Genomic DNA, 12309 nt, shown 5'->3' with positions numbered 1-12309 from the left:
CATTTGCAAATCTGATAATAGATGGAAAGAAAATAATAGAATTGAGAACTTGGAATACAAATTATCGTGGTAAATTATTAATTCACGCTCCACAAAAAATTAGAACACAAGATTGTAAGAGATTAAAAATTAAAAAAAGAATGCAAACAGGTTTTATTATAGGATACGTAGAATTGTACACTACAAAAAAATATCCAACTAAAATAAAACTGAAAGAAGATTATAAAAAACATTTAGCAAATATGACTAGTAATAAAAATAAATATGGATTTCTATTTCAAAATCCACATCGCTTAAGAATACCAATACCATACAAAGGGGCACTGGGAATATTTGATGTGTCTGTCGATGAGAAAAATACTTTGGCAGATATGAAAAGAGAGATAATTGAGGAAGAATACAGATATCAGTGGATAAATCATCATTAATGCTAAATTGTATAATTCTCGGAATATTGGAATTATAGGTTTATGTATTTATAGGGTATTTAAATAACACACTATGTGAGACAGACAAAACCTATTGTTAGTATCGAGAATGTAGTAGCTTCGGCATCAGTAAATCAAAAAATAAATCTTAATGAAATCACTAAAAAATTTCCAGACACAGAATATCACCCTGATCAATTCCCAGGGCTTGTATTTCGATTGAAATCCCCTAGAACAGCCACTCTTATATTCAGAACAGGTAAGATGGTGTGTACTGGAGCAAAATCTGAAGAAATGGCAATAAAAGCTGTAAGAACAGTGGTGAATAAACTCAGAAGTGAAAAGGTTTCAATTAAAAAGGATGCAGTAATTGTGGTTCAGAATATTGTAGCGGCCATAAATTTGGGTGGAAAGATTCATCTAGAAAAGGCAGCAAGAACTCTTCCAAGAAGTATGTATGAACCAGAGCAATTTCCAGGTCTAATTCATCGTATGTTGGAACCGAAGACAGTCATACTCTTATTCGCATCAGGTAAACTAGTATGTACAGGTGCCAAGAAAGAACCCGATGTGTATCGTTCAGTAAATAATTTGCATGCACTACTTGAAGAAAAAGATTTAATGATTTATGAAAATTAATTTACAAAATCAAAATTAAGAGTATAACGTGTTGAATCAATCAATGCTGTTGCTGTATAAACACCAGAACCACTCCAATCAGAACCACCGGCAATTAACAAAGTGGAAAATACATCATCATACACATCAACAACTTCACTCCAAACTACTGTATCTTGTGTAGTAATTGTAATTGTAACAGTAGGAGTAGTAGCTACACCATAAATGGATATTATATCACCTTTATTGTATGTACGTTGATCAAGTGAGAGAGGTAACTTTTCACTCGTAGTAACAACAGGTAAAGTACCAACAGGTAAAGTACCAACAGTATTATTCAAAATAACAACTCCTAATATTCCAATTACGCAAAGTATGCCTAGTACAATTCCAATCTTTACAAATGGTAATTTAGACTTTGTTTTATGAATTTGTATTGTTAGGTTTTCTGCTTGTGTCATACTTTGTGGGATAGGTTTTGATATTTTTGGTTGCAGAGGCGGCGGTGTAGAGGGAATTGACGATTCAGTAAAGTAGGGATCCACATATCCACCAATATACTGTTTTGCTAATTTTGCTACATAATCACGTTCTGATATAGATAATATTTCATTTTGTTGACAAGCCCTTTGAATTTTAAGCAGTATGTTCGTGTCTCCTTTTTGTAATTGGATCAATTTATCAACGTAAGGTAAAAGTAGATCAGACATGATTTAATCAAAATGGCATAATATTAATAGAATTTGATCACCAGTAGATATATTATATATAACCTAAAATGTCAGATCTTTAAATTTTGAGTGATTTTGCTTTGCTAATGACTGATTTTGTATAATTACGAGCAGTGGCATCAGAGACACCCATAAGTTTTGCGCGCATGTATAAATGGCGTTCATGGTGGTTTTGTCTATACAAACGTAGTAGATAATTAAGACGGTGTGAACGAATAGCATCTTTTCGCATAATACACACAGTGAGAAATGATTTAAAAGAATAGGTTATTATGTTATAGAGTAGAATTTGTTTTTTTCCAATCACTCAAAAATGCATCAAGACCAAGATCAGTCAAAGGGTGTTTTAACATTTTTCCAAGAACTGCAGGTGGAAGTGTTACTACATCAGCACCAATTTTTGCAGCCTCAATTACATGCAATGGATGACGAATACTAGCAACAAGAATTTGTGTATTGAAATTATAATTAGTAAATATTGTTTTTATATCCCTTATCAGTTGCATACCGTCAAATCCAATATCATCGAGTCGACCGATAAAGGGGGACACGTATTTTGCTCCAGCTTTTGCAGCCAACAGAGCTTGATTAGCTGAAAAAATCAAAGTTATATTCACAGGAATGGATTTTTCTACAAAAGATGTACATGCCCGTAAACCATCTGAAGTCATAGGACACTTTACTACAACGTTAGAACCATACTCGCATAGTTTGAAACCTTCTTCCATCATTCCATCATAATTTGTAGATACCACCTCAAGACTTACATCTCCTTTTATTATACGAGAAATTTCTTTCATGGCATCCTTTGGATCCCCTTGTTCTTTTGCAAGTAGAGAGGGATTTGTTGTAATTCCATCTAAAAGACCCATATCATTATACTTTCTAATTTCATCAAGATTTGCAGTGTCTAGAAAAATTTTCATCGTTTTTTTACCTGAATATCTTGGACTGCTTTGGCTATATTAAAAGATGTGATTCCATGTTTCTCCAATAAGAGTGGGATCTCAGAGTCTCGTGCAGATTCTCCAAATGAATCTCTTATCCCTATTCGAGTTATCGGTACCGGATAAGATTCGGATACGGATTCGGCCACTGCAGAACCTAGACCACCCATAATGTTGTGCTCCTCACATGTTACAATTGCACCTGTCTCTTTTGCATACGACTCGAGGGATGCAGAATCAATAGGTTTGATTGAGAAGCAATCTACAACCTTGCAAGATATATTCTGTTTTGAGAGACTGGCAGCTGCCTCTAAAGCCATGTGAACTGTAATTCCAGAGCATAAAATAGTACAATCAGAACCATCACGTACAGTTATACATTTTCCAACTGTAAATTCCTGAGATTTGTCATGAATTATTGGTGTTTTAGATCGTGCCATTCTCATATAGTATGGACCATAATTAGTAGTCATTATACGGGTAAGGGCAGATACAGATACAGAGTCTGCAGGAATTAAAACTTGAATATTTGGAATACTACGCATTATCGCGACGTCTTCAGTTTGTTGGTGAGAACCACCATCAGCGCCAACTGTTAATCCTCCATGTGATACAACCATCTTTACATCAAGACCTTTTTTATCTGGTCGTGTCGGATATGCTACGGAATTTCTAATTTGATCCACGCATCGTCCGGGAAGAAATATGGCGTATGTACTTGCAAATGCAGTTTTACCAGACATGGCAAGACCTGCGGCAACAGATATCATATTCGCTTCTGCAATTCCTACATTAAAGAAACGGTTGGGGAATTTTTTACCAAATTGAGATGTCTTTAGTGAATCTGTGGTATCTGCTCCCAAGACCACTACATTCGGATACTTGTCCCCCATCTCTACTAGAGTATCAGAATAAGCAGTTCTCATATCACCGTATTCTACGTCTGTCATAATTAGGCCATATCCTCAAGTATAGTACGTAATTGATCTTGTTTTGCACCAATCTCGTGTAGATTAATCCATTTCTCAACAAGTGTATCTCCTCCAAGTTTTTTAGCATAATTTAACAAATTACGCCTGCGTGCAATCAAAACTGCGTCACGGAATTTACGAATTGTTTTAGATACATCAGATTGCCCAACAATGGCACTGCCCCCAACAAAGATTCTACTACCATCATCAAAACACATACCAATATTATCTAGATTCACACCTCCATCAATCTCAACATAACCTGCAAAATTATTTTCTTGTAATTGTTTCATAAGATTTTGTGTTTTCATGTGAGTAGATTCTATAAATGATTGTCCAGATTTACCTGGAACTACAGACATAACAATTAACTGATCTAATTTTGAAATAAACGGAATTGCCCATAAAGGTAATTCAGTATCAGGATTTATTGCAAGACCGGCGCTGATTTGATGCTGTGTTAAATAATCAAATATTTCTCCAAAACTAGATGCGTCACAGACTTCTGCATGTACAGTAATTATATCACTTCCAACAGAGACATAGTCTTTCACATGTTTTAGAGGATCATTTATCATGAGATGAACATCAAATGGTGTATCAGTTATTGGCCGTAATTTACTAATGGTATCATGGTCAAAAGTTTTGTTGGGAACAAAGACCCCATCCATAACGTCAAGATGAATATAATCTGCCTTTCCCTCTACACATCTTTCTACCTCACGTTCAAGATTAGACATATCTCCAGCTATTATAGAGGGGGCAATCATGAATTGGGAATCCAATTCTAAATTAATTATAGGTGCAATATCAGGTGCAGGTGCCTTGCCATGCCATTTTGGATTATGCTCCATATGCTCTATCTCTTTCCCCTTTATTGTTCTAGCAATGATTATAGTTGGGACATTCTTTGTGCTACGAGCCTGTAATATAGCTCGATTCAATTGTTCAGTTTTATGACCATCCACTTCTAAAACATTCCAACCAAAGGATTTCCACTTCATACCCGTCTTCCATTTTTCAGGATCTCTCATCGTGGATAATCTCATATCAAGTAGTTCAGTATCTAATGGCATAATTTTTTCAGTGTAAGAATCCTGTTGTAAAAAATTTCTATCTAGTATTAGAGTTAGATTATCAATTTTATATTTTGAAGCAGTCATAGCAGCTTCCCAAACCTGTCCTTCATCAGATTCACCATCGCCCATTATGGTATAGATATGCTGATCCTTTCCATCAAGTTTAGCTGCTAGTGCACAACCAATAGAAAATGACAGTCCAATTCCTAACGAGCCACCACAAAACTCTACACCAGGACATTTCAAATCAGGATGACCTTGTAACTTGCTACCAAATTGTCTCAAAGTATCCAACTCTGATGGCTCAAAGTATTTTGCAATGGCCATATTTGAAAACAGACCTGGTGACGCATGACCTTTTGATAGAATCAATTTATCACGATCTTCCCAGTTTGGATTTTTTGGATCAAACTTTAAATGATTAGTAAATATGCATCCTAGAATCTCTGCCATTGAGAAAGAACCACCAGGGTGCCCAGAGCCTGCAGCTGTGGTACCACGTATGACTAATTTTCGAGCCTTGAGAATATGTTTTTTAATAGAATAATAATTCAAACCCATATAGATTCGATATTAAATTTTAGAATATTAAGCTTGATAGAAATTTTCAGGTCATACCGAAAGGTAAAAAATTTAATTATAGTGAATTAATATACACATATGCAAGAATTCACCATATTATTTGACAATGATTGTTTCTTGTGTACAAAATTTGCTAAAGGAATAGATGTCTTATCAAGAGGGAAGATAACGCTTGTAGGACATTATACAGATGAGGCAAAAATATGGCACAAAAGAATTAATGATTTGGATGTACTAGAGATGTTTTGGTTTATAGATAAAACTACAGCGTATGGAGGACGTGCAGGAATAATTCCTTTGATGAAATGTATCATATTACAAAAGGGTAATGGAAAGAGACAAAAATTTCCCAACCCGTCTAGTTGTAAAAATGCCAATGCAGTATTCTGGCGTTCAGCTAGTCTAATTACAAATAAAAAGATAAAGAAATTGATATAAAATTACTCAAATACTTATAGTATTATGATTGACAGTAATGTACATGCAAGTAACATTAGAATCAAAGAATCCGTTTAAAATAAAAACACAGGCATTGTGTCTTTTAATAGCAGACGACACAAAAATGGTAAAAGGTTCACCGGATATTGTAAAGAGCGGTATAAAGGACGTACATCATGAAAAAATTACAACTATTCATACAAAAACATCGGCACAAAGAATTATTCTTGCTAGTATCAAAGGTCATGAAAAAGATAATGACATCATAAGACATGTATCAGGTCTAGTTGCAAAAAAAATAAAAGAGTTGGAATTAAACGAATTTGTTTTTGTATTACCAAGTCAATTAAAAAAACAACACGTAATCATACAAAATATAATCGAGGGGGTAATTCCTGCCATGTATACATTTAGTAAATATAAAACAAGGAAACAAAATTTACCTACAAAATTCAAAATTATAGCACAGAGAAATAAATTAAATCAACAAGCAGTAAAACACGCAAAAATTATCTCTGAATGTGTTGTATTTACCAAAGAATTATGCAATTTACCCCCAAGTGAATGCACACCTGCGGTATTGGCAGATTATGCAAAAAAAATTGCAAAAACAAATAGTTTGAAAATAAACATACTTGGAAAAGCACAATTAATCAAAGGTAAATTTGGAGGAATAGTAGCCGTAGGGCAAGGAAGTAAAAACGAGCCGAAACTGATAACTTTGGAATATAATGGAGCTGGAAAACAAAGACCAATTGTACTCGTAGGTAAAGCTGTCACATTTGACACTGGTGGAATATCATTGAAACCGGGTGAGAAAATGGAGGAAATGAAATTTGATAAATGTGGTGGATGTGTCGTTTTAGGAATAGTAAAAGCAGTTGCCGAACTCAAACTAGGCTTGAACATAGTTGGAATCGTCCCATCAGTTGAAAACATGCCTGATGGGCAAGCATACAGACCAGGGGATATTGTAACATTATTCAGTGGTAAAACTGCTGAAATTCTAAACACAGATGCAGAAGGTAGACTAATTCTAGCAGATGCATTATCATATGGGGAAAAGAAATACTCCCCCAGAGCAATAATAGATTTTGCCACTCTAACTGGAGCATGTATAGTAGCACTGGGAAATAATGTTGCAGGGCTAGTATCAAATAACGACAGTCTTGCTGAAAAAATTCTAGATGCATCACAAGTTACTTGTGAAAAGTTGTGGAGATTACCAATAGATGATGACTATATGGATATGGTAAAATCAGATTTTGCAGATATTAGAAACATGGGAATTGGCAGAGCTGCAGGAACAATTACTGCTGCAGCATTTTTGAAAAATGCGATAAACAAAACACCGTGGGCACATATTGACATTGCAGGTACTGCATGGACACAGGGAGCTACAAAATACAAATCTTATAATCCAAAAGGCGCAACAGCATATGGTGTAAGATTAATTTTAAAATATTTATCAAATGTATGACTAGTAGCCCCTACTATTTCGATCAGGTTTTGAAATGTTTGAATTTCGAAATCCATGTTTTTCCATCATGTGATTGAGGAATCTAATATCATTATCAAATCCCTCTCCACAAACAACACACTTTTGCAATATAGTAATTCAAATTATACTGTATATTATATTTATGAAAAAACGCCAGTACTGCTGCTTCCCAAGAGCTCTCGCACCTTAGTAACACAACAGCGACATTGGGTTTGACTTCCAGGTTCGGAATGAGACTGGGTCGCACCCCAACGCTATGACCGGCTTGATTTATTTGAGAAAATCGTATCTATTAATGTCAGCTAGGAATGGTATGAAAGAATTGAATCAAAATCAGACATCAATCATGAAATATTCAGATAACAATACTAGTGATGTATAATATGATAAATCCCAAAATCAGTCCACCAACAGTAGAGGGCGAAGATAGGGATTTGTCATCTTCGCGTATCCACGATAACACAGAGTAGGATACCTGAAATAGTGCACCGGCACCTATGGCCAGAAACATTACAGATAGAAATGGTAGAAATGTAAATCCCCCAATCCATGTACCAAATACAGCGGGAATTCCTGCAAGAACTCCCAAACCCACGAGCAAAAGTATTGATGATTTACGTTTTGCAATAGGTGACGCTATGGCAATTCCTTCAGTAGCATTATGAATTGCAAATCCAGCAATGAGAAATGTACTAAGAGATATTGAGCCTAATGCTACAGATGCACCTATAGCAAGACCTTCGCCAAAATTATGTATTCCAATTCCAATCGCTATTAATAATGCTAGTATGAATGGACTTGAACTTATTTTACGTAGACGCCCTCCCAAATAATGAAGAATTAGAAATGAAGAGATTAGACTAATAGCAATCAACATAGTACCATCAAAAATATCAGCAATATTTTCATCGACGACTTTACCAGCTTCGGCAACAGAGTCAATTCCCAAAAATATTAGTAGACCAACTGTAAGTGCTAAAAAGAAGCGATAGTATGAAGAGTTCATTTTCTTAATGAACGGTAGCCACAATAATCCAATCATTATGGGTATTATACCCACATAAATCCCAATAAGACCAAGACGAACAAAGAGATCTTTTGACGGTTCCAACAACGGAGATGCCGCATCCACTGCTGAGGAGAAACGTGTGCCATCTTGAATGGTAACACCAATTTCATATGGCTCCCCCTCATTCCACTGNAACGGTATTCTTAAAATTGCAGTCTCAAAACGCTCCAAGTATCCGTTAGGTTCAATTGCCGCAGGTTGAATGCGATCATTTACATCTGCCATCACCACATTAAGAGGGACAGGTCCGGTATTTCGTATAGTTGCAATGATTTCTGTATCCTCAAATGCTATTCTATCAAAAGTAATATCAGGTAAAGGTGTACCAATATCATTCAAAAGTGAGCCCGGTCCCAATATGTAAAATACAAAAAATACAAGTGCGATGAGTGGTCCCAATCCACCAAGAATTAATTTAGGTTTTGAAAAGTTAGGTTCCATAGTCGCTATCCGCATTACCTTTAACTAGGAATAAGCCAGCCCATCCTTTTTCAGAAAATTCTACCTTGTGTGCGTGAAATAAATATTTGCCAGGGTAATCATAGGAAAATTCCATAATTCCTCGCTCAGTTTGAGATAAGGTTATCATATCAGTATATTCAGATGGTACAGTACTAGTTCCTGTTGGATAATAAAAATAGAGATTCCCATGTAGATGAAAATTGTTTATGGGATCAAATTCCACCATATTCACAACATAAATTCGAACAAGATCACCTACATTGATCTGTATTGGATGATGTTGATAATAAAATGGAACAGTGTTTGCAGCATAAATATTATTTTCAGTATCAAAGTCTGTATCAAAACCATTCAATACCATAACCATTTCATCAGCAGGTTCTCGAGGCTCTTTTGGATTTACGATATAAACACCATACAAACCATGTAAAATGTGCTCTTCAAGTGGCATAACATGACAATGATATGGATGAACACCGACGGGATCTGCTATCCATTCGTATGTAAATTGTCCACCATTAGCACCTACTGGTTCAAACACACCGTCAAATTGAGCTTCGTGTATTCCATGAAAATGCATGGTGTGTGGTTTTGATCCATTATTAATGAAATGTATACGTACTAGATCACCTTCTGTCACTCTAATGGTAGGGCCAGGAACAGTTCCGTTGAATGTCCAAACATTATAAAATATTCCAGGGGAGATCTCTTGAATCAAATGATCTTCGGCTATTATAGTAAATTCCCGTAGTGTTGTACCATCAGGCAGTGTAGATACTGTACCATAATTGAAATTGCGAAGATATTGATTTGGATCAAACTCTACAGTAGATGTAGAATATTGCGGATTTAGTATATCCCCATACGTCGTTATCACCTCACCATTATGAGTAATGAATGTACTAGTATCATGGCTAGTCCCCATTACACTAGATACAGAAAAGTATAGAATTGAGCTTGCAACGGCTATTACTAGTACCATTCCCATTAGAGAACCAATCTTCAATGAATAATGACTCTGCGCGGTATATTTAAAATTTAGTATATGCTAACAAATTTAGTCTTATCTAATATTAAAAGAATAATATTTTAACCATGAAATGGCACCAATGATACATGAGAAAAATTATGTTATATCTGTTAGTCACAATGTGTCTATGTGGCTCTGGCATAGCAGTCATATTTTATGGTGTAAGTATAATAGTAAATGATTTAGTAGTAATTAATCAAGATGTAAATGCTAGAGATAATATCGAGATCAAAGCAGAACTAGATCCAATGATTAATGAGATTGGCGTAATAGTAATAGACTCGCCTACATTTGTGAAAAATGCATTATACAGTTCATTGTATGATCCATTTGATAATGTAATAGTTACAGAATTAATTTCCGAGGTTCCAATAGAGAAGAGTTTCGACATAAATACAAAAGGAGAGTATAGACTAGTTGTTGAAAACACAGCAGATCAAATCATAAATGTCATAGGAGTAATCACATACTATCCAGATGATAACGATATATCAGTTAGCATAGTGGGAGTGTATTTATTAATTGGCGGATTGGCAAGTTTGGTAGTAATTGGAATTATTACAATACGAAATATGAAAAAACGTTAGTTTAGAAAACTATCCATCTCAGTTAAACCATCAATGGTACTATCAAAATTCATATTTTTCTCAAAAAACTTTGTAAGTTTATCTATATCGGCAGACACTATTACATCATTAGCAGATTCATCAAAGGAGATAAATCCATCTTTGATTAATGGTTCTAGACGTGTTTTAATCTCATTCACATCAAGATTCAATTGATCAGAAATTACACTAATTGGTTTTGGAGAGTCTTCAAGCATGGCAAGAATTTCGGTGATTTTGGGATCAAATAGACGATTAATATCATCTTCATTCATGGATATCATACCAATACATTAGACTTAAACATTATTGATGAGTGAATCATCATCTCAAACAAAGAAAACATCTAATTCAAGCATGGTTTTTATCTAGGTATTTTTTAGTTGGAATACTTGAGTATTAGTGGATATGAACATATTATTAGAATAGTTGGCAACGACATTATCGGAGAGAAGAAATTACTGATCGGATTACAGCAGATAAAGGGCGTAGGCAGAGCATTTGCAAATGCAATTTTAGATAAATTAGAAATGAGTTCAGATTCGAATATTGGCAATATGACAGAAAAACAGGTAAAAGACATAGAAGGTATATTGGAGGATCCAATAAAGGCAGGTTTCCCAATATGGTTTCTAAACAGACAACAAAATCTTGAGACTGGAAATGATTTACATCTAATCACATCGGATGTTCCATTTACAATTAGAAATGATGTAGAGCGTGAAAAATTAATAGGTAGTTGGAGAGGATATAGACACATGTTTGGATTAAAAGTTCGTGGACAACGAACTCGTACAACCGGAAGAAAAGGCGGAGCTGTCGGAGTTGCAAAGGGTGGTAAAATAATGCCAGCAAAGACAGGAGATGCACCACTGAAAGTGCAACAGAGGCAGGTAGTGCAGAAGGCGCAACACCGGCAAAGACTGGAGATGCACCAGCTGCAGGATCAACCAAAGCTCCACCACCAGCTGCAAAACCAGAAGAGAAGAAAAAGGAGTGAGTGTGATTGGGAGATCCAAAGTATTCTAGACGTATTTGGAAAAAACCAAAGCGTCCATTGAATTATGATTTAAAGATGGATGAACTCAAACTATTAGGTACATTTGGATTAAAGACAAAGAGAGAGTTGTGGAAGGCACGAACAGAATTATCACGAGTGAGAAAACAGGCACGATCACTATTAGCTTTGAGAAAAGAGATTAGAGAAGAAAAGGAACCAATATTCATGAAATCACTAATAAAAATAAAACTAGTAGATAGTGAATCGACATTAGATAATGTATTAAATTTACAAATAACAAATCTTCTTGAGAGAAGACTACAAACCATTGCACACAAAAAATTAGAATTCACTACAGCATATCAGGCACGACAGGCAATTACACATTGTCATGTTATGATTGATGACAGAATCATAGATGTTCCATCATATATTGTAAAGAGAGATGAGGAAGATAAAATACACTTTGCGTCTGGTTCTAATTTACAAAAAAATATTGGCAAGATGAAAACAAAACGTAAGGTAGAGCCCCCAAGTGAAGAAGGTGACACCCCATATGTATCGGTGCCAGCAAAATCTGCTCAAGTTGCAACAGGGGTAAGGCCTACAACAAAGACAGATGCTAAAATGGTAGAAAAAAAAGATACCACTCTAGTATCTAAAAAAGAAGATGGTGCTAGAGAATCTAAAAAAGAAGATATGAATGAAAAATCTAAAAAAGAAGATGGTGCTAGAGAATCTAAAAAAGAAGATATGAATGAAAAATCTAAAAAAGAAGATGGTGCTAGAGAATCTAAAAAAGAAGATATGAATGAAAAATCTAAAAAAGAAGACTAGACCAATTAAAA

The 12309-nt window shown here is 35.1% G+C and carries 14 protein-coding genes and 1 rRNA gene; 7 read left to right on the top strand and 8 right to left on the bottom strand.

Going from position 1 to position 12309, the window contains the following annotated elements; genetic code table 11:
- The first annotated feature begins 11 nt into the window (after positions 1-11).
- Entirely contained in the window at positions 12-428 is a 417-nt protein-coding gene (locus R1F52_04665) for an ACP synthase (GenBank protein ID WOV93869.1), read from the top strand.
- Between the two features lie 75 nt (positions 429-503).
- The gene (locus R1F52_04660; protein WOV92414.1) at positions 504-1067 is read left to right on the top strand and encodes a TATA-box-binding protein; all 564 of its coding nucleotides are present in this window, start codon (positions 504-506) and stop codon (positions 1065-1067) included.
- Here the strand turns inward: R1F52_04660 and R1F52_04655 are convergent.
- From R1F52_04655 to R1F52_04640, 4 genes are all read right to left on the bottom strand, one after another.
- A complete protein-coding gene (locus R1F52_04655; GenBank protein WOV92413.1) occupies positions 1064-1756 on the bottom strand; it encodes a hypothetical protein in 693 nt (230 codons plus the stop codon). The two genes, R1F52_04660 and R1F52_04655, sit on opposite strands and share 4 nt — an antisense overlap.
- 296 nt (positions 1757-2052) lie before the next feature.
- Entirely contained in the window at positions 2053-2703 is a 651-nt protein-coding gene (fsa, locus tag R1F52_04650) for a fructose-6-phosphate aldolase (GenBank protein ID WOV92412.1), read from the bottom strand.
- The gene (locus R1F52_04645) at positions 2700-3674 is read right to left on the bottom strand and encodes a transketolase family protein (GenBank protein WOV92411.1); all 975 of its coding nucleotides are present in this window, start codon (positions 3672-3674) and stop codon (positions 2700-2702) included. The genes fsa and R1F52_04645 overlap by 4 nt, the downstream gene beginning before the upstream one ends.
- Before the next feature lie 2 nt (positions 3675-3676).
- On the bottom strand, positions 3677-5335 hold the full coding sequence (locus tag R1F52_04640) for a ribulose-phosphate 3-epimerase (GenBank protein ID WOV92410.1): 1659 nt from the start codon (positions 5333-5335) through the stop codon (positions 3677-3679).
- Positions 5336-5434: 99 nt separating this feature from the next.
- Here R1F52_04640 and R1F52_04635 point away from each other — a divergent pair, with 99 nt between their 5' ends.
- Both R1F52_04635 and R1F52_04630 read left to right on the top strand, forming a co-directional pair.
- On the top strand, positions 5435-5794 hold the full coding sequence (locus tag R1F52_04635) for a hypothetical protein (GenBank protein WOV92409.1): 360 nt from the start codon (positions 5435-5437) through the stop codon (positions 5792-5794).
- Positions 5795-5837: 43 nt separating this feature from the next.
- Positions 5838-7274 carry a leucyl aminopeptidase gene (locus tag R1F52_04630; protein WOV92408.1) on the top strand — a complete coding sequence of 479 codons (1437 nt, stop codon included), beginning with the start codon at positions 5838-5840 and terminating at the stop codon, positions 7272-7274.
- Positions 7275-7443: 169 nt separating this feature from the next.
- Here R1F52_04630 and rrf read toward each other — a convergent pair.
- The 3 genes from rrf to R1F52_04615 all read right to left on the bottom strand — a co-directional run bounded on the left by rrf (position 7444) and on the right by R1F52_04615 (position 9814).
- A 5S ribosomal RNA gene (gene rrf / locus R1F52_04625) occupies positions 7444-7563 on the bottom strand.
- A gap of 87 nt (positions 7564-7650) precedes the next feature.
- Complete coding sequence (locus R1F52_04620) at positions 7651-8805, bottom strand: divalent cation transporter (protein WOV92407.1); 1155 nt, start codon at positions 8803-8805, stop codon at positions 7651-7653.
- Entirely contained in the window at positions 8795-9814 is a 1020-nt protein-coding gene (locus R1F52_04615; GenBank protein ID WOV93868.1) for a multicopper oxidase domain-containing protein, read from the bottom strand. The genes R1F52_04620 and R1F52_04615 overlap by 11 nt, the downstream gene beginning before the upstream one ends.
- Positions 9815-9942: 128 nt before the next feature.
- Between R1F52_04615 and R1F52_04610 the strand changes: the two genes are divergently transcribed.
- Entirely contained in the window at positions 9943-10443 is a 501-nt protein-coding gene (locus R1F52_04610; protein WOV92406.1) for a hypothetical protein, read from the top strand.
- Here R1F52_04610 and R1F52_04605 read toward each other — a convergent pair.
- The gene (locus R1F52_04605; GenBank protein WOV92405.1) at positions 10440-10736 is read right to left on the bottom strand and encodes a hypothetical protein; all 297 of its coding nucleotides are present in this window, start codon (positions 10734-10736) and stop codon (positions 10440-10442) included. The two genes, R1F52_04610 and R1F52_04605, sit on opposite strands and share 4 nt — an antisense overlap.
- A 117-nt stretch (positions 10737-10853) precedes the next feature.
- Between R1F52_04605 and R1F52_04600 the strand changes: the two genes are divergently transcribed.
- Both R1F52_04600 and R1F52_04595 read left to right on the top strand, forming a co-directional pair.
- Positions 10854-11522 carry a 30S ribosomal protein S13 gene (locus tag R1F52_04600; GenBank protein ID WOV92404.1) on the top strand — a complete coding sequence of 223 codons (669 nt, stop codon included), beginning with the start codon at positions 10854-10856 and terminating at the stop codon, positions 11520-11522.
- Positions 11468-12298, top strand: a complete 831-nt coding sequence (locus R1F52_04595; protein ID WOV92403.1) for a 30S ribosomal protein S4 — start codon at positions 11468-11470, stop codon at positions 12296-12298. The genes R1F52_04600 and R1F52_04595 overlap by 55 nt, the downstream gene beginning before the upstream one ends.
- The last annotated feature ends 11 nt before the right edge of the window (positions 12299-12309 follow it).

The organism is Nitrosopumilaceae archaeon AB1(1) (assembly GCA_033471095.1).
GTDB lineage: Archaea > Thermoproteota > Nitrososphaeria > Nitrososphaerales > Nitrosopumilaceae > Nitrosoabyssus > Nitrosoabyssus spongiisocia.
The sequence above is the reverse complement of the archived record's forward strand: the minus strand, read 5'-3'. Positions and strand labels throughout refer to the sequence as shown.